Source organism: Streptomyces sp. NPDC029836 (assembly GCF_055574495.1).
On sequence record NZ_JBVHZI010000004.1, the window covers coordinates 321,314 to 344,658 of the forward strand.

Annotated in this window: 21 protein-coding genes; 13 read left to right on the top strand and 8 right to left on the bottom strand. The window is 73.6% G+C overall.

Annotated features, from left to right (window positions below; all coding sequences use genetic code 11):
• Positions 1–30: 30 nt before the first annotated feature.
• Positions 31–456, bottom strand: a complete 426-nt coding sequence (locus ACZ4XJ_RS15165) for a pyridoxamine 5'-phosphate oxidase family protein (RefSeq protein ID WP_468496419.1) — start codon at positions 454–456, stop codon at positions 31–33.
• Positions 457–631: 175 nt separating this feature from the next.
• Positions 632–1,294 carry a response regulator transcription factor gene (locus ACZ4XJ_RS15170; RefSeq protein ID WP_362875196.1) on the bottom strand — a complete coding sequence of 221 codons (663 nt, stop codon included), beginning with the start codon at positions 1,292–1,294 and terminating at the stop codon, positions 632–634.
• A 325-nt stretch (positions 1,295–1,619) separates the two neighbouring features.
• Between ACZ4XJ_RS15170 and pdhA the strand changes: the two genes are divergently transcribed.
• The 5 genes from pdhA (at position 1,620) to ACZ4XJ_RS15195 (ending at position 7,286) form a co-directional block, all read left to right on the top strand.
• Positions 1,620–2,828 carry a pyruvate dehydrogenase (acetyl-transferring) E1 component subunit alpha gene (gene pdhA, locus ACZ4XJ_RS15175; RefSeq protein WP_383987121.1) on the top strand — a complete coding sequence of 403 codons (1,209 nt, stop codon included), beginning with the start codon at positions 1,620–1,622 and terminating at the stop codon, positions 2,826–2,828.
• Between the two features lie 5 nt (positions 2,829–2,833).
• Positions 2,834–3,814, top strand: coding sequence for an alpha-ketoacid dehydrogenase subunit beta (locus tag ACZ4XJ_RS15180; protein WP_362875198.1), 981 nt, complete (start codon positions 2,834–2,836; stop codon positions 3,812–3,814).
• 11 nt (positions 3,815–3,825) lie between these two features.
• Positions 3,826–5,274 carry a dihydrolipoamide acetyltransferase family protein gene (locus ACZ4XJ_RS15185; RefSeq protein ID WP_468496420.1) on the top strand — a complete coding sequence of 483 codons (1,449 nt, stop codon included), beginning with the start codon at positions 3,826–3,828 and terminating at the stop codon, positions 5,272–5,274.
• Between the two features lie 198 nt (positions 5,275–5,472).
• Entirely contained in the window at positions 5,473–6,429 is a 957-nt protein-coding gene (locus tag ACZ4XJ_RS15190) for a GNAT family N-acetyltransferase (RefSeq protein ID WP_468496421.1), read from the top strand.
• Between the two features lie 92 nt (positions 6,430–6,521).
• Positions 6,522–7,286, top strand: a complete 765-nt coding sequence (locus tag ACZ4XJ_RS15195; RefSeq protein ID WP_362875201.1) for a hypothetical protein — start codon at positions 6,522–6,524, stop codon at positions 7,284–7,286.
• A 77-nt stretch (positions 7,287–7,363) separates the two neighbouring features.
• On the opposite strand, the gene ACZ4XJ_RS15200 is transcribed toward ACZ4XJ_RS15195, so the two are convergent.
• Positions 7,364–8,572: a DUF1266 domain-containing protein gene (locus ACZ4XJ_RS15200; RefSeq protein WP_362875202.1), complete on the bottom strand. Its 1,209-nt coding sequence runs from the start codon at positions 8,570–8,572 to the stop codon at positions 7,364–7,366.
• 426 nt (positions 8,573–8,998) lie between these two features.
• On the opposite strand from ACZ4XJ_RS15200, the gene ACZ4XJ_RS15205 reads away from it, so the two are divergent.
• The gene (locus ACZ4XJ_RS15205) at positions 8,999–9,973 is read left to right on the top strand and encodes a hypothetical protein (RefSeq protein ID WP_468496422.1); all 975 of its coding nucleotides are present in this window, start codon (positions 8,999–9,001) and stop codon (positions 9,971–9,973) included.
• Positions 9,974–10,387: 414 nt separating this feature from the next.
• Here ACZ4XJ_RS15205 and ACZ4XJ_RS15210 read toward each other — a convergent pair whose 3' ends face one another.
• On the bottom strand, positions 10,388–10,909 hold the full coding sequence (locus tag ACZ4XJ_RS15210) for a nucleotidyltransferase domain-containing protein (protein ID WP_468496423.1): 522 nt from the start codon (positions 10,907–10,909) through the stop codon (positions 10,388–10,390).
• A gap of 118 nt (positions 10,910–11,027) precedes the next feature.
• Here ACZ4XJ_RS15210 and ACZ4XJ_RS15215 point away from each other — a divergent pair, with 118 nt between their 5' ends.
• On the top strand, positions 11,028–12,920 hold the full coding sequence (locus ACZ4XJ_RS15215; RefSeq protein WP_468496424.1) for a C1 family peptidase: 1,893 nt from the start codon (positions 11,028–11,030) through the stop codon (positions 12,918–12,920).
• 144 nt (positions 12,921–13,064) lie between these two features.
• On the opposite strand, the gene ACZ4XJ_RS15220 is transcribed toward ACZ4XJ_RS15215, so the two are convergent.
• Positions 13,065–14,267 carry a DUF418 domain-containing protein gene (locus ACZ4XJ_RS15220; protein WP_468496425.1) on the bottom strand — a complete coding sequence of 401 codons (1,203 nt, stop codon included), beginning with the start codon at positions 14,265–14,267 and terminating at the stop codon, positions 13,065–13,067.
• A gap of 145 nt (positions 14,268–14,412) precedes the next feature.
• Between ACZ4XJ_RS15220 and ACZ4XJ_RS15225 the strand changes: the two genes are divergently transcribed.
• Positions 14,413–15,072, top strand: a complete 660-nt coding sequence (locus ACZ4XJ_RS15225; RefSeq protein ID WP_468496426.1) for a GntR family transcriptional regulator — start codon at positions 14,413–14,415, stop codon at positions 15,070–15,072.
• A complete protein-coding gene (locus ACZ4XJ_RS15230; protein WP_468496427.1) occupies positions 15,069–16,415 on the top strand; it encodes an MFS transporter in 1,347 nt (448 codons plus the stop codon). Before ACZ4XJ_RS15225 ends, ACZ4XJ_RS15230 begins: the two co-directional genes overlap by 4 nt.
• Before the next feature lie 53 nt (positions 16,416–16,468).
• Here ACZ4XJ_RS15230 and ACZ4XJ_RS15235 read toward each other — a convergent pair whose 3' ends face one another.
• Positions 16,469–17,293, bottom strand: coding sequence for a maleylpyruvate isomerase family mycothiol-dependent enzyme (locus ACZ4XJ_RS15235; RefSeq protein ID WP_362875210.1), 825 nt, complete (start codon positions 17,291–17,293; stop codon positions 16,469–16,471).
• 137 nt (positions 17,294–17,430) lie between these two features.
• Between ACZ4XJ_RS15235 and ACZ4XJ_RS15240 the strand changes: the two genes are divergently transcribed.
• Positions 17,431–18,231: a carbon-nitrogen family hydrolase gene (locus ACZ4XJ_RS15240; RefSeq protein ID WP_362875211.1), complete on the top strand. Its 801-nt coding sequence runs from the start codon at positions 17,431–17,433 to the stop codon at positions 18,229–18,231.
• A complete protein-coding gene (locus tag ACZ4XJ_RS15245; RefSeq protein WP_468496428.1) occupies positions 18,228–18,530 on the top strand; it encodes a hypothetical protein in 303 nt (100 codons plus the stop codon). The genes ACZ4XJ_RS15240 and ACZ4XJ_RS15245 overlap by 4 nt, the downstream gene beginning before the upstream one ends.
• Before the next feature lie 44 nt (positions 18,531–18,574).
• Here ACZ4XJ_RS15245 and ACZ4XJ_RS15250 read toward each other — a convergent pair whose 3' ends face one another.
• Positions 18,575–19,135 (bottom strand): LURP-one-related/scramblase family protein, encoded by a 561-nt coding sequence (locus ACZ4XJ_RS15250; RefSeq protein ID WP_362875213.1) that lies wholly within the window; start codon positions 19,133–19,135, stop codon positions 18,575–18,577.
• A gap of 32 nt (positions 19,136–19,167) precedes the next feature.
• On the opposite strand from ACZ4XJ_RS15250, the gene ACZ4XJ_RS15255 reads away from it, so the two are divergent.
• Positions 19,168–20,058: an ATP-grasp domain-containing protein gene (locus ACZ4XJ_RS15255; RefSeq protein ID WP_468496429.1), complete on the top strand. Its 891-nt coding sequence runs from the start codon at positions 19,168–19,170 to the stop codon at positions 20,056–20,058.
• Complete coding sequence (locus tag ACZ4XJ_RS15260) at positions 20,055–21,917, top strand: NHL domain-containing thioredoxin family protein (protein WP_468496430.1); 1,863 nt, start codon at positions 20,055–20,057, stop codon at positions 21,915–21,917. The genes ACZ4XJ_RS15255 and ACZ4XJ_RS15260 overlap by 4 nt, the downstream gene beginning before the upstream one ends.
• Positions 21,918–21,989: 72 nt before the next feature.
• Here the strand turns inward: ACZ4XJ_RS15260 and ACZ4XJ_RS15265 are convergent, their stop codons facing one another.
• A complete protein-coding gene (locus tag ACZ4XJ_RS15265; protein ID WP_362875216.1) occupies positions 21,990–23,282 on the bottom strand; it encodes a M18 family aminopeptidase in 1,293 nt (430 codons plus the stop codon).
• Between the last annotated feature and the right edge of the window lie 63 nt (positions 23,283–23,345).

The window sequence follows — 23,345 nt, forward strand, 5'->3', positions numbered from 1 at the left end:
CCCCGCGCGCGAGGTCGGTCCGTCCGATGATCACAATGCGTGTTGGTACTGCCGTTCCCGGCGGTTCGTGTTCCCGGCCAGGGTGTGGACGGTGACGAGTTGGGGTTCGATGCGCATGTAGACCGGATCGAAGACCGCGCCGTCCACGAAATGCGGGCCCGGACCGAATAGTTCCAGTTCCCCGTTGGTCGGTTCGACGATCTCCGCGGTGCCGGTGAACTGCACCGACCACAACCGTTCGTCGGGGGAATTGAAGTTGTCCGCCCCGTACGAGACGACACTGCCGTTGCAGGCCTGGTGATAGCCGAAACCGGCGTGCATTCTCAGGACGACCTTGTCGTCCACCACGATGTGGCGGGCGAGGGCGAGGAAGGGCAGCGCGCGCATGCTGGTGGCGACTCGGCCGTAGGGCACGCGGCGCAGCAGTTCGATGGCGTGGAGTTCCTCAGGGGACATGCGACCACTGTCCGGCACCGACGCGGCGTCGGGAAAGGGGATCCCGCCCCGATCATCGGGGACGTTGGTCCCGAATGGGCCGAGAGCGCCGAGGGCGCCACTGGCGGCCCCGGGGTCGGGCACCGTCCCCCGGGGGTCCGTCACCGTGTGTCATCGGCCCGGTGGCCGGGTGGAGCTACGCGCGCTTCTCCGCCTGGAGGCGGGCCACGTACGCGGCGGCCTGGGAGCGGCGCTCCATGCCGAGCTTCGAGAGCAGACTGGAGACGTAGTTCTTGATCGTCTTCTCGGCGAGGTGCAGCCGCTCGCCGATGACCCGGTTCGTCAGGCCCTCGCCGATCAGGTCGAGGATCTTGCGCTCCTGCTCGGTGAGGTTGGAGAGCCGGTCGTCGCCCTTGCCGTTCTTGCCGTCGCGCAGCCGCTCCAGCACCCGTGCGGTCGCGACGGGGTCCAGCAGCGACCTGCCGGCCGCCACGTCCCGTACGGCGCTCAGCAGTTCGTTGCCGCGGATCGCCTTGAGGACGTAACCGGAGGCGCCGGCCATGATCGCGTCGAAGAGGGCCTCGTCATCGGCGAACGAGGTCAGCATCAGGCACTTGATGTCCTCGTTCTGCGAGCGCACCTCCCGGCACACCTCGACGCCGCTGCCGTCCGGGAGTCGCACGTCGAGGACCGCGACGTCGGGGCGGGTCGCCGGGATGCGCACCAGCGCGTCCGCCGCGGTACCGGCCTCACCGACGATCTCGATGTCGTCTTCGACCGACAACAGCTCATGAACACCCCGACGTACCACTTCGTGGTCGTCCAGGAGGAATACCTTGATTTTTCCGTCTTCGCGCACGAAGTCAGTTTCACACACTCACCCCTTCCCTGCCGGAGTTACCCGGGATAACGTGCCGTTGTTCCGGCCCCCTGCAAGGCTGTGACCAGTGGTTGTTCGCGCTCCCGCCGATTTACTTGGATATCCAAGCAAAATCGCAGGTCAAACGGGGTTTCGCGGTTATACGACGCACTGGGTAACGTGCATTGCGCAGGGCACTCGCCGGGGCACCTGTCACGCCTGAATCCCGTACTCGACGCGCACCCACCCCGTGCGCGGGTACAGATGCAGGTGAGCCGCACTGGACCCCGGAGAACCCGGGTGCCGGACCGACGGAGGAGCACACGTGACCGTGGAGAGCACTGCCGCGCGCAAGCCGCGACGCAGCAGCGGCACCAAGCGGGCAGCCGGCGCGGCGAGCGCCCGCAAGGCCGCCGCCGCCACCGCACAGCCGCACGACGCCGAGCCTCAGCTCGTACAACTGCTGACGCCCGAAGGAGAACGGGTCGAGGTGGCGGACCATCCGGACCTCGCGGAGTTCGCGCCCTTCGTCGCGGACATCACCACCGACGACCTGCGCGGGCTGTACCGCGACATGGTCCTGACCCGCCGCTTCGACGGCGAGGCGACCGCCCTCCAGCGCCAGGGCGAGCTGGGCCTGTGGGCCTCGCTGCTCGGCCAGGAAGCGGCGCAGATCGGCTCCGGCCGGGCCCTGCGGGACGACGACTACGTCTTCCCGACCTACCGCGAGCACGGCGTGGCCTGGTGCCGCGGGGTCGACCCGACCAACCTGCTCGGCATGTTCCGCGGTGTGAACCACGGCGGCTGGGACCCGACGATCAACAACTTCCACCTGTACACGATCGTCATCGGCTCGCAGACGCTGCACGCGACCGGCTACGCCATGGGCGTGGCCAAGGACGGCGCCGACTCGGCCGTCATCGCGTACTTCGGCGACGGCGCGTCCAGCCAGGGCGACGTCGCGGAGGCCTTCACCTTCTCGGCCGTCTACAACTCGCCGGTCGTGTTCTTCTGCCAGAACAACCAGTGGGCGATCTCCGAGCCCACCGAGCGCCAGATGCGCGTGCCGCTCTACCAGCGCGCGCAGGGCTTCGGCTTCCCCGGCGTACGCGTCGACGGCAACGACGTCCTGGCATGCCTCGCGGTCACGCGCTGGGCGCTGGAGCGCGCGCGCCGCGGCGAGGGCCCGACCCTGGTCGAGGCGTTCACGTACCGCATGGGCGCGCACACCACCTCGGACGACCCGACGAAGTACCGGCGCGACGAGGAGACCGCGGCCTGGGAGGCGAAGGACCCGATCCTGCGCCTGAAGGCCCACCTGCTGGCCTCCGGGGGCGCCGACGAGGCGTTCTTCGCGGAGCTGGAGGCGGAGAGCGAGGTCCTGGGCAAGCGCGTGCGCGAGGTCGTACGGGCCATGCCCGACCCCGACACGATGGCGATCTTCGAGAACGTCTACGCGGACGGGCACGCGCTCGTCGACGAGGAGCGGGCGCAGTTCGCCTCCTACCTCGCGTCCTTCGAGGGTGGGGAGTGACCACCATGGCCATCGAAAAGATGTCGATCGCGAAGGCGCTCAACGAGTCGCTGCGCAAGGCCCTGGAGACGGACCCCAAGGTCCTGATCATGGGTGAGGACGTCGGCAAGCTGGGCGGCGTCTTCCGCATCACCGACGGGCTGCAGAAGGACTTCGGCGAGGAGCGGGTCATCGACACCCCGCTCGCCGAGTCGGGCATCGTCGGCACCGCCATCGGCCTGGCCCTGCGCGGGTACCGGCCGGTCGTGGAGATCCAGTTCGACGGGTTCGTCTTCCCCGCGTACGACCAGATCGTCACGCAGCTCGCGAAGATGCACGCCCGGGCGCTCGGCAAGATCAAGATGCCGGTCGTCATCCGCATCCCGTACGCGGGCGGCATCGGCGCCGTCGAGCACCACAGCGAGTCCCCCGAGGCGCTCTTCGCGCACGTACCGGGCCTCAAGGTGGTCTCGCCGTCGAACGCGAGCGACGCCTACTGGATGCTCCAACAGGCCATCCTCAGCGACGACCCGGTGATCTTCTTCGAGCCGAAGCGGCGCTACTGGGACAAGGGCGAGGTCGACGTCGAGGCCATCCCCGGCGAGCTGCACAAGGCGCGCGTCGCCCGCTCCGGCACCGACGTCACCCTGGCGGCCTACGGCCCCATGGTGAAGGTCTGTCTGGAGGCCGCCGCCGCGGCCGCCGAGGAGGGCAAGTCGATCGAGGTCGTGGACCTGCGCTCGATGTCCCCGGTCGACTTCGACGGGCTCCAGGCCTCCGTGGAGCGCACCCGCCGGCTCGTGGTCGTCCACGAGGCGCCGGTGTTCCTCGGCATGGGCTCCGAGATCGCGGCGCGCATCACGGAGCGCTGCTTCTACCACCTCGAAGCGCCGGTCCTGCGCGTCGGCGGCTTCCACGCGCCGTACCCGCCGGCCCGCCTGGAGGACGAGTACCTGCCCGGCCTGGACAGGGTGCTCGACGCCGTCGACCGCTCCCTGGCGTACTGAGGAGTGCCCCGATGACGATCCGCGAATTCAAGATGCCCGACGTGGGCGAGGGCCTCACCGAGGCCGAGATCCTCAAGTGGTACGTCCAGCCCGGTGACACCGTCACCGACGGGCAGGTCGTCTGCGAGGTCGAGACGGCGAAGGCGGCCGTGGAGCTGCCGATCCCCTTCGACGGGGTCGTGCACGCCCTCCTCTTCGAGGAGGGGACCACGGTCGACGTCGGCCAGGTCATCATCTCGGTGCGGACCGGCGCCGACGCCGGTGCGGACGGGGCGGCCCCGGCCGCCGAGGCCCCCGTGGCCGCCGCCGTCGCGACGGGCTCGGAGGCCGCCGCGGCCGCCGAGCCGGAGCCCGCCGCCCGCCAGCCCGTCCTCGTCGGGTACGGCGTGTCCACGGCCTCCACCAAGCGCCGGCCGCGCAAGGCCGCCGAGGGCGTGCCCGCCCGCAACGGCACCGCGCCGGCCCCGGCGGCTCCCGCCGCGGCTCCTGCCGTGGTCGCCGTCGCCGTCGCCGTACCGGCGCAGCCGACGGGCGAGCGCCCGCTGGCGAAGCCGCCCGTGCGCAAGCTCGCCAAGGACCTCGGCATCGACCTGGCCGCGGTGGTCCCCACCGGTCAGGGCGGCGTCGTGACCCGCGAGGACGTGCACGCCGCGGCCGCCGCGGCGATCACCCCCCAGGCCGTCGCCCCGGCGCCGGTGGCCGCTCCGGCGGCGCAGGCCGTCGCGGCGCCCGCCGTCGCGGTCGCCGTGGACCCCTCGGCGCGCGAGACCCGGATCCCGGTCAAGGGCGTCCGCAAGGTCACCGCCCAAGCCATGGTCGGCTCCGCCTTCACCGCCCCGCACGTCACCGAGTTCATCACCCTCGACGTGACGCGGACGATGAAGCTGGTCACCGAGCTCAAGGCCGATCCCGACCTGGCCGGGCTGCGGATCAACCCGCTGCTGCTCATCGCCAAGGCCGTCCTCGTGGCGATCCGCCGCAACCCGGACGTCAACGCGTCCTGGGACGAGGCGGCCCAGGAGATCGTGCTCAAGCACTACGTCAACCTCGGGATCGCCGCGGCGACCCCGCGCGGCCTGATCGTCCCGAACATCAAGGACGCCCACGCCAAGACGCTGCCGGAGCTGTCCGAGGCGTTGTCCTCACTGGTCGCCACGGCCCGCGACGGCAAGACCTCCCCCGGCGACATGCAGCAGGGCACGATCACCATCACCAACGTCGGCGTCTTCGGCGTCGACACCGGTACGCCCATCATCAACCCCGGCGAGTCCGCGATCCTCGCGGTCGGCGCGATCAAGCTCCAGCCGTGGGTCCACAAGGGCAAGGTGAAGGCCCGTCAGGTCACCACCCTGGCGCTGTCGTTCGACCACCGTCTGATCGACGGCGAGCTCGGCTCCCGCTTCCTGGCCGACATCGCGGCGGTCCTGGAACACCCCCGCCGGCTCATCACCTGGTCGTAGACCGGGCGCGCACCGATCCACGACCGGACGCGCGCACCGATCCGCCGAGGGCCGGCCTTCCCCAGGGAAGGCCGGCCCTCGGCGGTGCGTCGGCCTCGGCGGTGCGTCGGTCCGGGGCGCGCGTTCCCCGCCCGCCGGGGCGGGTCGGTGTGGATAACCCCTGGTCAGGACCGGATCCGCCGTGTGATCATCGCCCCGATGACATTCCGCGCTGCCACAGCAGACCCCGCAGACCCCGCAGACCCCGCCGACCTCGACCGCGCCCTCGCCTTCCCGGCGCACGGCCCCGTGGCGGCGCTCACCGCCGACCGCGTCCGCGAGGAACTCGCGGCCGGGCAGTTCCGCCCCGAGTGGATCTGGTTCGCCGAGGACGACGACGGCGAGGTGCTCGCCCGCGCCCTGTGGTGGGGGCGGGCCGACAGCGAGCGGCCCGTCGCCCTCGACTGCCTCCAGGTCCGCGAGGACGTCGCCGACCCGGCTGCGCTCACCGCCGGCCTGCTGGCCGCCGGGCACGCCGCCTTCGGCAAGGCCCCCCTGTACAACCTCTCCCTGCCGCGCGACTGGCGCGCCGACCCGGCGCTCGTCGAAGCCGTGGCCTGGCGCCATGAGGCCGCCCGACGGGCCGGTCTGACGCAGGAGGTCGAGCGGCTGCGCTACGAGTGGACCCCGGCCACCGGGGCCCCGGAGCCCACCGGCCGGCTCGTCTTCCGCGAGGGCACCGACGAGGAGTTCCTCGACGTCTTCGCCCGCCTCTCCCGCGGCAGCCTCGACCTGAACACCCGGCAGGAACTCGCCACGATGACGGAGGAGGAGTTCGCCCGCGCCGACTTCGCCTACTACCTCGACTGCCCCGGCGAACGCTCCTGGTGGCGGCTGGCGCACCTGCCCGACGGCACGCTCGCCGGGATGGCGATCCCCTCCGCGACCCCGTACCACCGCAACGTCGGCTACCTCGGCGTCGTCCCCGAGCAGCGCGGCAAGGGCCTGATCGACGAGGTCCTCGGCGAGATCACCCGCTTCCACGCCGCGGCCGGCGCCGAGCGCGTCACGGCGACCACCGACGTGGTGAACCTCCCCATGGCCGCCGCCTTCGACCGGGCCGGCTACGAGGTCACCGAGATCCGCCTCGTCCTGGAGGAACCCGCGGGGGGCTGAGCCCCGCCGCCCGGGCGGGAACGAACCCCCTCCGGCTCGTGTGAACCGCCCGCTCCCGACGCGGTAGCCTCCGCCCGGGAAAGGGGGTCCGCGTGCCCATCACCGAGTTGCAGGTGTACTCCGTCGAGCGGGCCGACGTCACGGGCGGGGTGTGCCTCGTGCGGTGCCTGGGCGGCGCCGCCCGCCCCGGGCAGGTGTACGCAGCCGGGGAGGCGCGGCTCGGGCTGCGCCGCATCGAGGCCGCCGGACTGACCGTGCACTCCGTCGGCGGGGGCCGCGTCGCGCGGGTCCACCTCACGGGCCCCATGGTCGCGCTGCTGACCCGCGGCCAGGTGCTCACCTCGGTGCCGACCGACGGGCACGCCCTCGCGGAACTGGAGGCCTGGCTGGCCGGCGGGCCGCCGCTGCTGGAGGAGCCGCACCCACGACCCCTGCGGGCCCTGGCCGGGGCCCGGATGCAGGACGAGGACCTGCCGGACGGGGTCCGGCTGCGCTGGGGCCGGATCGCGTTGACCGCCGGAGCCCGCTGCGCCGAGGCGGAGGGCACGCCCGACCTCGTACGGGCCTGCGAGCTGGCCGCCGTGCGCAGCTACCTGATCCGCCGGTTCGGTCCCGGGCCCGGCGGCGATCCGGCGGCCCTGTGCCGGGACCTGCTGGAGCTGATCGACCTGACCCCGCCGGCGGCCGCCGCGCTGGCCGTCGGCTGGCGCGAGCTGCCGGCGGAGCGGATCCAGCACCTGCGCCGGATCAAGAGCCTGATCGCGTGGATGGTCCTCGTACGCCCCTTCCTGACGGCCGAAGACCCCCTGGCGCGGGCCGTCGACGCCTGGTCGGCGGTGCGCGCGGGTCTGCCGTAGCGCCTCGGGGGTGCGCGGTGCGGGTGGGGCCGGTGCGGGTGGGGCCGGTGCGGGTGGGGGGTGGTGCGCGAACCGGGTTACCGCCAGGGGATGTTGAGCCAGGGGCTCGCCGGGTCGGTGGTCAGGGTCAGGTGGGTGGCGAGGGAGGAGGCGTACCACTCGCCGAACTCCTCCTCGTCGAAGTGCAGGCAGCGCCCGAGCAGGTACCCGGCGGAGAGTTCCTCCCAGGACCGGTAGCTGCCCCGGGCCGCTTCGCCCGCCCGGAGGACGGCCCGCTCGGTGTCCTCGATCGTGCAGTAGCGGGCGCCCAGACCCCAGCGGGCCATCTGCGAGGCGCGGCCGTGGTCCCAGCCCGCGACGGAACGCACCCAGCCGCCCTCGGGGAGCAGCCCGTCGGCGCGGAAGCGCTGTTCGTAGCGGGCGATCCGGCCGATCAGCCGTTGCACGCCGGCTATCTCCCCTTCGAGTTCGGCGACCGGGCGGGGCTCCGCGAGGGTCACGCCCTCCGGGGTGAGCTGCGGCTCGACGGCCTGCTCGGCGCTGCGGCGCAGCCCGTACTCGACGGCGTGCCGCCAGTGCTCGACGTCGACGGGGCCGGCGAAGTCGGAGGCGAGCATCCGGCGCACGCGCAGGGCGAACTCCCAGACCGGGCTGACGACTTCGGCGTGCTGCATGCGGCGCAACACGTCGAACCAGCCCGTCGCGTCCGTGATTCCCCAGGAGGTGCGCAGGCGTTCGCGCTCGCGGGTGTAGCCCTTGCCGTGGTAGCCGAGGGCGTTCCAGAACTCCCCGTTGAGGACGGCGAGATGGGCCCCGACGGCCAGTCCGTGCGCGACGGCCCCGTGCAACGGCCCGCCGGTGTGCAGGGCGTGCACGGCGCCGGGCTCGGGACCCCAGGCGGAGGTGGCGTCCCAGTGAGCCCGCCAGCGGGCGCGGTCGGCGGGCGTGGTGGTCAGGTACGCCCCGGCGGGCGTTCCCGGGTTCACGGCGAGGTGGGCCGGGTCCCGTTCGTCCCAGGCGTTCGCGAACCAGGCGAGGCTCTGGCGCAGGAAGACGGTGTCGGCGTCGGGCGCGGGCAGCATGCCCCGGGTCCACACGGCGAGGCTGCCGTCGTGCGGGGACGGGTGGAAGCGGGCCCGGCCCGGATCGGCGTCGACCCGGGCGCGGGACTGCGGGAGGAACAGTTCGGCGCGGGCGAGGGTGTCGAGGTAGCCGGACCAGTCGCCGCGCGTCCTGGCCCCGTGCAGTTCTCTCTCGATCGCGCTCGGCGCCGTCCAGCCAGTCATACCGGGACCCTATACGGACGTCCCGGGACGTCGTGGGGCCGTACCTGGCCCCGTACGTCTTCGACGGGCCGCCCGTCCTCCAGGACCGGCTGCGCCGGGTCTTCGCGCAGGCGCAGTCCGCGCCGGCCGGGCCGGGCCGGGCCCTCGTCCGGATGGGCAAGGCCCGGACCGGGCGGAGGGCGCTCCTGCGGTGGGGGTGGGGGCGACTGAGGGGTTCGGGCCGGCGCCGCCGGGGCGGCCAGTCCGACGGGGCATCAGCCGAGGGTGACGGCATCGACGCAGGTCAGCGCGGTACGTACGCCGGTTGCGCGGCGTGTCCCCGGGGGTGGTGGACGCGCTGCGGTTGCGGGGGCCGGCGGGGTGCCGCTACGTGGAGCGGGACACGTCCCATGTCACCCGTAGGCCCCGCCGGACAGGAGAGATCCGTTGCGCCGCTCCACGCGCCTCACCCGCTATGCCGTCCCCGCAGTGCTCTGCACCGCGCTGCTGGCCGCGTCCCCCGGCCTCGCGACGGCCGCCGACGCCCCCGCGAGGCCGCCGGTCGCGGCGCCGGCCGAGGCCGGGTCGAAGGCGATCCCCGACGCCGAGGCGCTGCTCGCGCAGGTCCGGCAACTGGGCTCCATCGGCGGGGTGTTGCAGCCCGTGACTGACCTGCTCGGCGCCATCCTCGCGTCCCCCGACGGCAAACTCCCGGAGGCGGACGTGGCCGCCTTCCGGTCGAAGACCGACACGGCCCTCGCCACCCTGAGAAACAACCTCCCACCCACCCCGGCCGTCCCGGCCCCGCCGGTGACCACCCCGCAACTCCCGGCGGCCGCCCCGAAGCTCCCGGCGGACGCGCTCAAGGTGCCTGCGGACGCCCCGAAGCTTCCTGTCGCGGCCCCGAAGCTCCCGGCGGACGCCGCGAAGCTCCCCGCCGCCGCACCGCAGGTCCCGGCGGATGGCCCCAAGCTCCCGGCGGCCGCGCCGAAGTTGCCCGCGGGCGCCCCGAAGGCTCCGGCGGATGCCGGGAAGCTCCCCGCCGCCGCACCGCAGGTCCCGGCGGATGGCCCCGAGCTCCCGGCGGACGGGACGCAGCCGGCGGATGAGCCCCAGCTCCCCGCCGCCGCCCCGAAGGCCCCGACGGACGCACCGAGGCTCCCCGTCGCCGCGCCCAAGGGGCCCGCCGTGCCGGCCCGGGCCTTCGCCGGGCCGCTCGACGTGATGACGGCGGCGATCGACAACCTCAAGGAGTCCGTGGACGGGCTCCTCAGGACGGCGGGTCCCTGCGGCTGTACGACCGACGCCAAGGCCAAGGCCACCGACGTCCTGACCAGCCTGGTCGCCACGCTGGTCGCACTCCTCACCGGCCTCGGCCTGCCCGGCCTCCCCCCGCTCCCGGTCCCCGTGCCGGTCCCGTAGCAGCGCGCCCGCGTAAGTCCGCTGCCGTACGGGCCCGGCACGCTCGCATGCCCCCCTGCTGTGCGAACCCGGGGCGCCGGCGTAGTCGCCTGCTGCGTGGGCCCGGCGCCCCCTCGTAGTCGCCTGCTGCGGGGCCGGGCGCGCCCGCATGATCCCCTGCCGTACGGGCCGCACGCTCGCATGCTCCCCCTGCCGTACGGGCCCGGGGGCGCCGGCGTAGTCGCCTGCTGCGTGGGCCCGGCCTGCCCACAACGTCCCCCTGCCGCGTGGCCGGCGCCCGTAGCCGCCTGCTGCCTAGGCCCCGCGCGCCCGCGTAAGTCCCCCCGCTTCCCGGGCCCGACACGCGTCCCCCGCCGCGCCGCCCCCCGGGCACCCCGCGGAAGCGGACCGGCAGCGCCACCCTGCGGGCACGTGTCAAAGGGCGCCCCGGGCCGCCAAGGTCGCCTCCAGCAGGGCCACGTCCGCCGCGTCCTTCGGGCGCCTGGCGCGGCCCGGTATCCATATCGGGGTCATCCGTTTGATCTCGATCTGCGCCGCCGGGGAGACGACCGGGCACTCCAGCGCGCCCAGCCGCCCCGGCTCCGCCGCGTCCAGCATCCCGGCCGGCCACCGCGTGCCCGCCCAGGGGCCGCCGGCCACCACGTCCCGGCCGGCCCCGTCCCGGTCGACCAGCGCGAAGCTCAGCTCCTCGCCGTCGCGTACGAGGTTCAGCTGTTGGCCGTCCGCCCGCAGGACCTCGTACCCCCGGGCCACGAGCGGGCCGATCAGCCGGCTGGCGTCCCGCGCCCGGGTGAACCAGTCGATGTCCTCGTGCTCCCGGGTGATCCGGCCGAGCCAGAAGTCCATGGCCCAGCCGCCCCGCAGCCAGACCTCCACGCCCAGTCCGCGGACCTCGGCGATCATCGCCAACTGGCGTCGTGCGCACGGCTCTTCCATGCGATCACCGTACGACCCCCGTGCCACCGAGCGACCGTGCGGACCCCCTTGACGGGGTTCCGCGGCGGGGAGACGTTCAGGGGTCTCGCATCCGAACGGTCGCAGCCGGGGGGCCGCCATGCCGCAGGAGTCCGTCCAGACCGTGGGGGAGCTACGGGCGCAGCTCGCGGCGTGCGGGGCGAGGTGGTCCGTCGGCGAGCACCTGGCGGACGCGGACCCCGTGCCGCGGCCCGCGCTCGGTCTGGACCCGGGGGCGAACCTGACGCCGGCCGCGCAGGCGGGCCCCGTCGACCTGCGGGCGCTCGTCGGGCACGCGAGCGGCAATCCGGACGTGACCCGGCGCAGGGCCGCGCACGGGCTGCTGCCCGGCGCGGCGGACGCCGGTCCGGGCGGCGGGCGGCCCGTCTCCGTGGACTGGCGCGACCGTTGGGGGCGGCCGTGGCTGACCCGGGTGAAGGACCAGAACCCGTGCTGCTCCTGCTGGGTGTTCGGGGCGACCGCGCTGGTGGAGTCGATGGCCCGGATCGAGCACGGGGTGTGGGCCGCGCGTTCCGAGGGGGACGTGCACGACGGGATGAAGTCGGCCTGCGGACAGGGCGGCGACCCGGAGACCGCCCTGGACTGGATCCGTACGAACGGGGGCCTCGCGGACCCGGACTGCTGGCCGTACGGCACGCCGCCCCCGGGGCTGCCCGCCGAGCGGCGGGAGGCGTGGCGGGCGGAGTACACGCCGAGTTGGGACCGGTCGGGGCGGACCGTGCGGATCCCGGAGCCCGTACGGCTCGGGGACGTCGAGCAGCAAAAGGTCTGGCTGGACACCGTCGGCCCGCTGACGGCCTGCTTCGACGTGTACGACGACTTCTTCGGGCTCGGCGCCGGCGTCTACCACCGCACCAGCGACCGCCGGGCGGGCGGCCACTGCGTGTTGATCGTGGGCTACGACGACGCGGCGGGCTGCTGGCTGTTCCGCAATTCCTGGGGCACGGACCACCACGTGGGCGGCTACGGCCGGATCGCGTACGGGGATTCGGGCATCGACGACTGGGCGAAGTGCGGTCTGTACGGCACGAACATCGACCCCTGGAGCAAGCGCCGGTCGCACGCGGGCAGCGTCTACGAGAGCGGCAACGGCCGCGCCCACCGCAACTTCGAGATGGCCGCGACGGCGGGCGCCGGCCGGTTGCGGCACTGGTGGCGCGAGGGCGAGGCGCCGTTCTCCTGGTCGCGGGACGAGACGTACGCGCACGACGCCTCGGGCCAACCCGCCTTCACCGGCACCACCTACAACCGGAACATGGAGTCCCTGCACGTCACGACGGGCGGCCGGTTGCGCCACTGGTACTTCGAGCAGGCGGTGCGGGTCTGGCGCGACGGCGGCGCCTTCGGACCGGGCGACGCGGCCGTCGGCTCGACCCCCGCGTTCATCCAGAGCGACTACGGCAAGCCGGGGAACTTCGAGGTGGTCGTGCGGACCGCCGACGGCCGGCTGAACCACTGGTGGCGGATCAACGGGGCCCCCTGGACCTGGAACGACGGCGGCCGGTTCGCGCCCGGCACCGCGCACTACGGTCCGGCCCTGATCCAGACCCGGGGCCGCCGGCTGGACCTCGTCGCCGCCCGCACCGACGGCCGGATGCAGCTGTGGTGGCGGGACGACGCGGACGGCTTCGCCTGGCGGCCGGGCGAGGTGTTCGGCGCGGGCGTCACCTCGGCGCCGTGCCTGATCGAGGGCCCGCACGGGGCCGCGGACGAGGGCACCGCCGGGAACTACGAACTGTGCGCGGCCCGCGGTGACGGGCGGGTGGAGCACTGGTGGCGGGACAACGCGGCCGGCGCGGGCTGGGCCCGGGGCGGGGTGTTCGGGCATGACGTGCTGGCCGTGACCGGGATGCTCCAGGGCAGCTTCGGGTTCAACCTGGAGGCCGTCGTCCTGCGCACCGACCGACTGCTCCAGCACTGGTGGCGCGACGGCGCGGGCTGGCACGAGGGGCAGGTCATCGGCCCGGCCTGAGCACCAAGCGGCGTCGGCCCGGCCGGCGACGCGGTGCCGTCACGCCGTGCCGGCGACGCGGTGCCGTCACGCCGTGCCGGCGACGCGGCGCCGTCGGCCGGGGCCGAGGGCCCGGTGTCGTCGGCCCCGGCCTACGGCCCGGTGTCATCGGCGCGGCCTGAGCACCCGGTGCTGGAGGGCCTCCAGCGGGCCCCGCTCGAATCGGCGCAGCCACAGCCACGAGCCGAGGGCCAGGACCAGGGAGACGGCGGCCCACAGGCCCATCACCCACCACGGCCCGTCGTCGGCGAAGCGGGTGGCGAGGCCGAGACCGAGGCCGTAGCAGAGCAGGACGCAGAGCGCGTTCTGGGCGACGTAGCAGGACAGGGCGCTGCGGCCGACCGAGGAGAGGGCGGTGACCACCGGCTTCGGCAGCCACAGCCGGTCGAGGGCGATGCCGATGAGCCCGATGTAGCCGACGGCGACCAGCGGGGCGACGCCGTAGCGGCCGACGGCGAAGAAGTCGCCGCCGCCGAGGGTGGTCGCGACGGTCAGCGGCAGGCCGAGGCCCAGGCCCCAGCCGGCCATCCGGGCCCGGATGCGGCGGCCGGCGTCGCCGGCGGTGAAGGCGCCCGCGCGGTGCAGCCGGACCCCGAGCAGGAAGAGGAACACCAACAGACCGAAGGAGAAGACGGGTTCGATGCGCAGGGCGGCGAAGTTCTGCAACCGGAAGGCGATCTGGTCGAACCAGTTCCCCTCGGCGTAGAGGGCGACGACCTCGGGGTCGACCCCACCGGACCCGGAGCCGGAGCTTGCCCCGGAGTCGTCCGAGCCGCCCACCAGGGCCAGGGTCAGCAGCGCCACCATCACCAGGTGCAGCGCCCCGGCCGTCCACATGGCCCGGCGCCGGACCTTCTCGGAGCGGGCGGGCAGCCGGGCCACGAGGAGGGCGGTCACCGCGTAGCCCATCAGCACGTCCCAGGCGAAGACGAGCAGGAAGTGGACGGTGCCCTCGACGAAGAGGAAGGCGGCCCGCCGCCAGTACCGGCCCGGCCACGGGTTGCCGCGCCGGGCCGCCGAGTCGTACTGGATGGCCAGCCCGACGCCGAACAGGACCGTCAGCAGGGCCAGGAACTTGCCGTCGGCGAGGGCGCGGAACACGGTTTCGGCGATGTTCGCGGCGGACGGGTCGGACAGCGGGTCGACCGGGGTGAGGCCCCCCTGGAGGACGCCCCACTCGGCGCCGGGGGAGGTGAAGATCCAGACGTTGGTCATGAGCGTGCCGAGGATGGCGGCGCCGCGCAGGACGTCGAGGAGGGGCAGCCGCGCGGTCGCGCGCCGGGTCGGGACGGTCAGGGTGTCGGCCATGACTTCAGCGTCCCGGCGGGCGGGGCGCCGTACGTCCTGCCCGTGGACGAACGGCCGGTACATCCTTCGATGCAGCCGCGGGCGGGCCGCGTCCACATCCCGGACGGTCCGCCGCTTGCACCTCTGTTGTATCTAAGCTGTGCCCATGCCGACCGACTCCCCCGCCCGGGCCACCGTCACCGCGGCCGACCGCGTCTACCGCCACGTCAAGCAGGGCGTGCTGGAGCGCCGCTACGAGGGCGGGGTGCTGCTCACCGAGGGCGAGGTCGCCGAGGCCGTCGGGGTGTCCCGCACGCCGGTGCGCGAGGCGCTGCTGCGGCTGGAGACCGAGGGCCTGCTGAAGCTGTACCCGAAGAAGGGCGCGCTGGTGCTGCCGGTCTCCGCGCAGGAGATCGCCGACGTGATCGAAACCCGGCTGCTGGTCGAGGAGTTCACCGTACGCAGGGCCGTGCCCGCCCCGCCCGCCCTGCTGGAGCGCCTCGCCGCCCTGCTCGCCGAGCAGCGGCGGCAGGCCGCCGCCGGCGACACCGCCGCCGCGATGGCCGCCGACCGTGCCTTCCACGCCGAGATCGTGCGCCACGCCGGCAACGCGATCCTCTCCCGCCTCTACGACCAGCTCCGCGACCGGCAGCTGCGGATGGGCGTCGCCCTGCTGCACGCCCACCCCGACCGGATGGACCCGACGCTCGCCGAGCACGCCGAGATCCTGGACGCGCTGCGCGCCGGGGACGCGGAGGCGGCCGCCGCCGCCGTGCGCGGGCACATCGGGCGGGTCGAGGCGCTGGTGCGGAGGGCGGGCCGATGAGCGCCGCCGGCTGCGCGCGGGGCTCGTCGGGGCCCGTCCCCAAGGACCCGCCGGGCGGGCGGGAGGCCGTCCTCATCTGGTCGATCGGCGTCGCCGTCTACTTCGTCGCCGTCATCTTCCGGACCAGCCTCGGCGTGGCCGGACTCGACGCCGCCGACCGCTTCCAGGTCAACGCCTCCGCGCTGGCCACCTTCTCGTTGCTCCAGCTGCTGGTCTACGCGGGGATGCAGATACCCGTCGGCCTGATGGTGGACCGGCTCGGCACCAAGAAGGTGCTCACGCTGGGCGCCGTCCTGTTCACCGCCGGGCAGCTCGGCTTCGCCCTGTCGCCGTCGTACGGGATGGCGCTGGCCGCCCGTGCCCTGCTGGGCTGTGGCGACGCCATGACCTTCATCTCCGTCCTGCGCCTCGGCACCCGGTGGTTCCCGGCCCGGCGGGCGCCGCTGATGGCCCAGCTGGCCGGGCTGGTGGGGATGGCGGGCAACCTCGTCTCCACGCTGGTGCTGGCGCCCGTCCTGCACGGCGTCGGCTGGGTGCCCGCCTTCGCGGGCAGCGCCGTCGCCGGGCTGGTGGTGCTGGTGCCGCTCGTGCTGTTCCTGCGGGACCAGCCCGAGGGGTACGGGAGCCCGTCCGCCGGGGGAGCCGGGGCGGGCGGCGGGTTCGTCCGGCGGCAGATCGCCGATTCCTGGCGGGAGCCCGGCACGAGGCTCGGGCTGTGGGTGCACTTCACGACCCAGTTCCCGGCGATGGTGTTCCTGCTGCTGTGGGGGATGCCGTTCCTGGTCGAGGCGCAGGGGCTGTCACGGACCGCCGCCGGCGGGCTGCTGACCCTGATCATCGCCTCGAACATGGCCTTCGGGCTGGTCTACGGGCAGGTCGTCGGCCGCCGGCAGGGGGCGCGGATCCCGCTGGCCCTCACGACCGTCGGCGTGACCGCCGTGCTGTGGGCCGCCGTCCTCCTGCACCCGGGGGAGCGGGCCCCGATGTGGCTCCTGGTCACCCTGTGCGTGGTGCTCGGCACCTGCGGTCCGGCCTCGATGATCGGCTTCGACTTCGCCCGGCCCGCCAACCCGGCGGAGCGGCAGGGCACCGCGTCCGGCATCACCAACATGGGCGGCTTCCTCGCGTCGATGACCACCCTGCTCGCGGTGGGCGTGCTGCTCGACGCCACCGGGGACGACTACCGGATCGCCTTCTCCTCGGTCTTCGTCCTCCAGGTGCTGGGCACCAGCCAGATCCTGCGGCTGCGGGGCCGCGCGCTCGCCCGGGAACGCTCCCGCGTCCCGGCGGCCGTGCCGTCCGCGCGGACCGCCGTGGCCGCCACGGACCCGGCGGGCGTCTGAGGCGCTACGACACCCCCGCGCTACCGACACCCCCGCGCTACCGCGCCCCCGCGCTACGGCGTCACGGCGAACGCCGCCAGGATGGCCGCGGCCAGCTCCTGATCGCCCTCCGCCTTCACCCGGTCGGCGACCGTGCGCGGTCGCACCCGGCCGGCGGCGAGGCGTACGTACGTCTCCCAGTCCAGGGTCAGCGTCACGGCCGGGCCCAGCGAGGGGGACTCGTCCAGGGTCCCCCGACCCGCCGCGTCCACCCGTACGGTCCGCATGAACTCCAGCGGGCCGTGCACGTCGATGACCACCGCCGAGTTCGCCGGCGCGCCCGCGCCCTTGGCGATCGCCTTCGGCAGGCCGGCCAGCAACATGTCCTGCGCCACGTACGCGCCGGGGGAGTCCCAGTTCCCCGGCACGCCCAGCGCCGCCCTCAGGTCCTGCTCGTGGATCCACACGTCGAAGGCGCGCAGCCGCAGCGCCTGCTCCAGCGTCACCTGCACGCCGAGCGGCCCCCGCACCATCGTGGCCGGATCCCGCTTCTCGTTGCGCAGCTGGCGCGAGCGCCGGATGACGGTGTACTCCAGCTCCGAGGTCATCTCCGGAGCGGTGTGGTGGCGGCGTACGTCCACCTGTACTTCCATGTAGCGGGTGAACTCGTCCACCACGTGCCGCAGATCACGCGGCAGCGTGTGGATCGGGCGGGGATCTCCGAGCTGCTCGCACTCGATGCCGATGATGTGTGACACAACGTCACGAACGGACCAGCCGGGGCAGGGAGTCGCCCGGTTCCAGTCGCGCTCGGGCAGCGGGAGGACCAGCTCGGATATCGCCTCGATGGAATGGGTCCACGCGTCGGCATAGGGCTGGAGGCTGGGATGGACGGTCAACGGGACCCCTCGCGTGCTGTTCAGTGGCGCGTTGTGGACTGTGCCCATAAGTACGCTGCCGGTGAGCACCCCGGCAGTGCTTTCGTGTGACGATCGTAGGCCCGAGTCGACGGCTGACAAGCCAGGACGGTGGTACTGTGCGCGCTTCGCTGATCCAAATCGCGGTGAACGACGGGGAGTCGGTGGCCTCCCGGCGCTCCCGCGTGGCCGAACTCGTACGGGATCAGAGCGATTCCGATCTCGTCGTGCTGCCCGAACTGTGGACCGTCGGCGCCTTCGCCTACGAACAGTTCGAGACCGAGGCCGAGCCGTTGGACGGCCCCACCTACGAGTCCATGGCCGACGCGGCCCGGGACGCCGGCGTCTGGCTGCACGCCGGCTCGATCGTGGAGCGCGCGGGCGACGGCTCCCTCTACAACACCGCCCTCACCCTCTCCCCGAAGGGCGAGCTGGCCGCGACCTACCGCAAGATCCACCGCTTCGGCTTCGACCAGGGCGAGGCCGTCCTGATGTCGGCGGGCGACTCCCTGACGACGGTGACCCTGCCGGAGCAGACCCTCGGCATCTCCACCTGCTACGACCTGCGCTTCCCCGAGCTGTTCCGGGGCCTGGTCGACGCCGGCGCGACGACGATGGTCGTGGCCGCCGGCTGGCCCGCCCGCCGCCGGTCCCACTGGACCCTGCTGAACCGGGCGCGGGCGGTGGAGGACCAGGCGTACGTCCTCGGCTGCGCGCTGGCCGGGACGCACGCGGGCGTCGAGCAGTCCGGGCACAGCCTGGTGGTCGACCCGTGGGGCGAGGTGCTGGCCGAGGCCGGGCCGGGCGAGGACGTCATCACGGTGGACCTGGACCCGAAGAAGGTCGCCGAGACCCGCGAGCAGTTCCCGGCGCTGAAGGACCGGGCACTGGGCGTCCGGGCCCCGGGCGGCGCGCGATGAGCGCGCCCGAGGGGCAGGCGGCGGCGGTCGAGGCCGCGCGGGAACCCCACGAGCCCTCCCCCACCGAGCGCGCGGCGCGGGACGGGGTGTGCGCCGAGGCCACCGGCCTGGCCCACCACGAGGCGCACGAGGCCCTGGAGGCGGCCCGCGAGGCCGGCGCCGATCCGGCCGTGGTGGCGGAGTGGCAGCGCATCACCGAGCACCTGGAGGCCCACGGCGGGCCCTACACCCCGGAGTCCGACCCCTTCGCCCAGGGCCGCATGGCGGCGCGCGCCCACCACGCGGAGGGGGCTCCGTAGGCCCCGCCCCGACGCCGCGCCCGGGCGGGGCCCACCCGCCCGGGTCAGCCGACGACGGCCCGGGCGACGTCCCGGAGGGACCCGCGGTCGTCGTCCCCCTCCTGCTGGTCCAGCCCTTCCTGCCCCTCCCGCTCGGACATCCGGATCACGCACACGGCGACCGCGATCAGCAGGGCCGCGTCCGCGTCCTCCCGGATCACGTCGACGGCGTACGTCTCGCGGATCCGGTACCACTGGCGCGAGACCAGGGCGAGCAGCTCGCCCGCGTACTCGATCTTGAACTCGCGTTCCGCGATCCGGCCGCTGACATCGAGTTCCGTCCCCTCGACCAGCGTCACGCGGTGGTGGTGGCGCAGCAGCGAGAGCCGCTTGCGGCGGATGACGGCGAGCCGCTGGTCGTCGCGCTCCAGCGTCATCGCGTCGCGCAGCGAGAAGAACTTCTCCCGCAGGGTGATCAGGATCCGCCCGTCGGGGTCCTTCAGTTCCAGGGTGTCGCGCAGCCGCAGCGCCTTCCCGTCGACGAGGAAGGCCTGCCGGCCGCCCTCGTCCTCGATCCAGTAGTCGTCGCCGATCGCGAGCACTTTGTCCCGTACGAGGTATTTCATGCGGTCATCGGTGCCCGCGATAGGTTGCCGCCATGCCTCTTCTCTACGTGACCGACCTGGCGTACCCGGCCCGCGGCCGCCGCTACGGCGACGAGGACACGTTCCTCACCTCCCGGCTCCGCGAGCACTTCCCCCTCGCCCTGTGCCATCCGCTGGACGCGGCGTCCCTGATGGGCGGCTTCGACGCCGTCGTGGTCCGCAACAGCGGACCCGTCCTGCACTACCAGGAGGCCTACGACGCCTTCCGGACCGCCGCCCTCGCCACCGGGACCCGCGTCTACAACCCGTTCGTCGGGCGCGGCGACATGGCCGGCAAGCAGTACCTCCTGGACCTCACCGCCGCCGGCTTCCCGGTCATCCCGACCGTCGACGACCCCGCCGACCTGCACCTGCTGCCCGAGGTGCCCGTGTACGCGGTCAAGCCCAAGCAGGGCGCCGACTCCATCGGCCTCACCTTCACCGGCGACCCGGGCGGCCCGGCGGGCGAGGTGCTGATCCAGCCCCGCATCGACTTCGCGTACGAGGTGTCCTTCTACTACGTCGACGACGCCTTCCAATACGCCCTGTACGCCCCCGACCCGGCCCGCCGCTGGGACCTCGTCCCCTACGCGGCCACCGACGAGGACCTGGCCTTCGCGAGCCGCTTCATCGCCTGGAACACCCTCGCGCACGGCATCCAACGCGTGGACGCCTGCCGGGCCCCCTCCGGGGAACTCCTCCTCGTGGAACTGGAGGACCTGAACCCGTACCTCTCCCTGGACCTCCTCCCGGAACCCACCCGCGACGCCTTCGTGACGTCCCTGGTCGCCTCGCTGAAGTCCTTCCTGGCATCGGACCCGCCGACGCGGTGGCCCCGGCCCCACGGCGCTCTTCGCACGGCCGTGACGGGCGCTTCACGACCGGATGGCAAGCTTGAAGGATGAACGATGCTGCCCCGGCGCCCACCCCCGCGCCCGCGCCCCGCCGACGTGCCCGTGTCCGTGCCCCCGAGCTGATCGGCAAGGGCGGCTGGCTGAACACCGGCGGCAAAGAGCTCGCCCTCGCCGACTTCCGGGGTCGCGTGTTGATCCTCGATTTTTGGACGTTCTGCTGCATCAACTGCCTCCACGTCCTCGACGAGCTCCGTGAGCTGGAGGAGAAGCACCGGGACACCGTCGTCATCGTCGGCGTGCACTCGCCGAAGTTCGTCCACGAGGCCGAGCACGCGGCCGTCGTGGACGCCGTCGAGCGGTACGGGGTCCACCACCCGGTGCTCGACGACCCCGAGCTGGCCACCTGGAAGCAGTACGCCGTGCGGGCCTGGCCCACGCTCGTCGTCATCGACCCCGAGGGGTACGTCGTCGCCCAGCACGCCGGCGAGGGCCACGCCCACGCCATCGAGCGGCTGGTCGAGGAGCTGGAGGCCGAGCACGAGGCCAAGGGGACGCTGCGGCGCGGCGACGGGCCCTACGTGGCGCCCGAGCCGGTCGCGACCGACCTGCGCTTCCCCGGCAAGGCGCTGCTCCTGCCCTCGGGGAACCTCCTGGTGTCGGACTCCACCCGGCACCAGCTCGTCGAGCTCGCCCCGGACGGGGAGAGCGTCGTGCGCCGCGTCGGCAGCGGGTCGCGCGGCTTCACCGCCGAGAGCTTCAGCGAACCGCAGGGCCTGACGCTGCTGCCCGACGGCAGGGTCGTCGTCGCCGACACCGTCAACCACGCGCTGCGCACCTTCGACCCGGTCACCGGGGCCGTCGAGACCGTCGCCGGTACGGGCCGCCAGTGGTGGCAGGGCTCGCCGACCTCGGGTCCGGCCCTGGAGGTCGACCTGTCCTCGCCGTGGGACGTCGCCTGGTGGCAGGGCAAGGTGTGGATCGCCATGGCCGGCGTGCACCAGCTGTGGACCTGGGACCCGGAGACCGGCGCCGTCGCGGTCGCGGCCGGGACCACCAACGAGGGCCTCGTCGACGGTCCGGCCGCCGAGGCCTGGTTCGCCCAGCCGTCGGGGCTCGCGGCCGCCGGGGACCGGCTGTGGATCGCCGACTCCGAGACCAGCGCCCTGCGGTACGTCCAGGCCCCGGCCGCCGACCCGGACGGCTCCGCCGACGGGTACGCCATCGTCACCGCCGTCGGCAGCGGCCTGTTCGACTTCGGCCACCGCGACGGCGACGCCGCCCAGGCCCTGCTCCAGCACCCGCTCGGCGTCACCGCCCTGCCGGACGGCTCGGTCGCCGTCTGCGACACGTACAACCACGCGCTGCGCCGCTACGACCCCGCCACCGGGCAGGTCTCGACGCTCGCCACCGACCTGCGCGAGCCCAGCGACGCGGTCCTGGTCGGCGAGGACATCGTGGTCGTGGAGTCCGCCCGGCACCGGCTGACCCGGCTGCGGCTGCCCGAGGAGGCCGTACGGGTCGACGCGGTCGCCCACCGCACCCAGCGGGCCGCCACCGAGGTCGCCCCGGGAACGCTGCGCCTCGACGTGGTCTTCCAGGCCCCGGCCGGCCAGAAGCTCGACACCCGCTACGGTCCCTCGACCCGGCTCCTGGTCTCCTCGACCCCGCCGGAACTCCTGGTCGCGGGCGAGGGCCGGGGCACGGACCTGTTCCGCGACCTGGAACTGAACCCCGAGGTCCCCGAGGGGGTGCTGCACGTCTCGGCGATGGCCGCGTCCTGCGACGACGACCCGGCGAACGAGTACCCGGCCTGCCACGTCCACCAGCAGGACTGGGGCGTCCCCGTCCGCCTCGCCCCGAACGCCGCGACCCGCCTCCCCCTGGTGCTCGCGGGCCTGGACGCGGAGTAGCGCGGACCGCGAGCACGGGAACCCCCGCCCCGCTGTGCGCGGTGCGGGGGTTTCGATCGACCGGCCGGTTCGTCAGCCCCGCAAGAAGGACAGCAGGGCGTTCGCGAGGAGGTACGGGTCGTCGGCGCCGCAGAGTTCGCGGGCGCTGTGCATCGACAGGATGGCCACGCCGATGTCGACGGTCTGGATGCCGTGGCGGGCGGCGGTGATCGGGCCGATCGTCGTGCCGCACGGCATCGAGTTGTTGGAGACGAACGTCTGCCACGGCACGCCGGCCCGCTCGCAGGCGCCGGCGAACACCGCGCGGCCGCTGCCGTCGGTCGCGTACCGCTGGTTGACGTTGACCTTCAGGATCGGGCCGCCGTTGGCGCGCGGGTGGTGCGAAGGGTCGTGCCGTTCCGCGTAGTTGGGGTGGACGGCGTGTCCGGTGTCGGAGGACAGGCAGATGGTGCCGGCGAAGGCGCGGGCCCGGTCCTCGTAGCTGCCGCCGCGCGAGAAGACCGAACGTTCCAGCACGTTGCCCAGGAGCGGGCCGTCGGCGCCGGTGTCCGACTGCGAGCCGTTCTCCTCGTGGTCGAAGGCGGCCAGCACCGGGATGTGGTCGAGCTTGTCGGCGGTGGAGACGGCGGCGAGCGCCGCGACGCCCGCGTGCACCGACAGCAGGTTGTCCATCCGCGGTCCGGCGAGGAGTTCGCGGTCGCGGCCCAGGTAGGCGGGCGGCTCGATCGAGTGGACCATCAGGTCCCAGCCGGCCACCGAGCCCTGTTCCAGGCCCTCTTCCTCTTCGAGGAAGGCGATCAAGTCGCCCTCGCGGGCGTCGCCCAGACCCCAGATCGGCTGCATGTGGCGCTGCTTGTCCAGCTTCAGGCCGTCGGTGTTCACCGAGCGGTCGAGGTGGACGGCGAGTTGGGGCACGCGCAGCAGCGCGCGGTCGATGTTGACGAGCCGTTCCGTGCCGTCGCGCAGCGTCAACCGGCCCGCCAGGCCGAGGTCGCGGTCCAGCCAGGTGTTGAGCAGCGTGCCGCCGTAGATCTCGACGGCGACCTGCCGCCAGCCCTGCGAACCGGTGTCCGGGACCGGCTTGACCCGCAGGTTGGGGGAGTCGGTGTGCGCGCCGACGATCCGGAAGGGAGTGTGCGCCGCCGCGCCCTCGGGCACGTACCAGGCGATGAGTGCGCCGCCGCGGAGTACGAACCTGCCACCCGTGCCCGAGTCCCAGGCATCCGATTCCGACAACTGCCTGAAGCCCGCCTTCTCCAGCCGCTCGGCCGCGTTGGCCACGGCGTGGTACGGCGACGGACTGGCCGTCAGGAAGGTCATCAGATCGTCGGTGTGTCCGCGGTCGAAGCGGGCGGGAGAGGTCATGTGGTTCACCTTAACGACGGTCGTGTTCGCCATTGGCCGGACTGCGGCGGATAGCGGAAGGGT

Bases quoted from the DNA above. Each gene is read 5' to 3' on its own strand.
- ACZ4XJ_RS15210 (WP_468496423.1), bottom strand. From the start codon at position 10,909: ATGGAAGAGCCGTGCGCACGACGCCAGTTGGCGATGATCGCCGAGGTC.
- ACZ4XJ_RS15230 (WP_468496427.1), top strand. From the start codon at position 15,069: ATGAGCGCCGCCGGCTGCGCGCGGGGCTCGTCGGGGCCCGTCCCCAAG.
- ACZ4XJ_RS15265 (WP_362875216.1), bottom strand. From the start codon at position 23,282: ATGACCTCTCCCGCCCGCTTCGACCGCGGACACACCGACGATCTGATG.
- ACZ4XJ_RS15245 (WP_468496428.1), top strand. From the start codon at position 18,228: ATGAGCGCGCCCGAGGGGCAGGCGGCGGCGGTCGAGGCCGCGCGGGAA.
- ACZ4XJ_RS15165 (WP_468496419.1), bottom strand. From the start codon at position 456: ATGTCCCCTGAGGAACTCCACGCCATCGAACTGCTGCGCCGCGTGCCC.
- ACZ4XJ_RS15180 (WP_362875198.1), top strand. From the start codon at position 2,834: ATGGCCATCGAAAAGATGTCGATCGCGAAGGCGCTCAACGAGTCGCTG.
- ACZ4XJ_RS15215 (WP_468496424.1), top strand. From the start codon at position 11,028: ATGCCGCAGGAGTCCGTCCAGACCGTGGGGGAGCTACGGGCGCAGCTC.
- ACZ4XJ_RS15200 (WP_362875202.1), bottom strand. From the start codon at position 8,572: ATGACTGGCTGGACGGCGCCGAGCGCGATCGAGAGAGAACTGCACGGG.
- ACZ4XJ_RS15260 (WP_468496430.1), top strand. From the start codon at position 20,055: ATGAACGATGCTGCCCCGGCGCCCACCCCCGCGCCCGCGCCCCGCCGA.
- ACZ4XJ_RS15220 (WP_468496425.1), bottom strand. From the start codon at position 14,267: ATGGCCGACACCCTGACCGTCCCGACCCGGCGCGCGACCGCGCGGCTG.
- ACZ4XJ_RS15190 (WP_468496421.1), top strand. From the start codon at position 5,473: ATGACATTCCGCGCTGCCACAGCAGACCCCGCAGACCCCGCAGACCCC.
- ACZ4XJ_RS15255 (WP_468496429.1), top strand. From the start codon at position 19,168: ATGCCTCTTCTCTACGTGACCGACCTGGCGTACCCGGCCCGCGGCCGC.
- ACZ4XJ_RS15225 (WP_468496426.1), top strand. From the start codon at position 14,413: ATGCCGACCGACTCCCCCGCCCGGGCCACCGTCACCGCGGCCGACCGC.
- ACZ4XJ_RS15250 (WP_362875213.1), bottom strand. From the start codon at position 19,135: ATGAAATACCTCGTACGGGACAAAGTGCTCGCGATCGGCGACGACTAC.
- ACZ4XJ_RS15185 (WP_468496420.1), top strand. From the start codon at position 3,826: ATGACGATCCGCGAATTCAAGATGCCCGACGTGGGCGAGGGCCTCACC.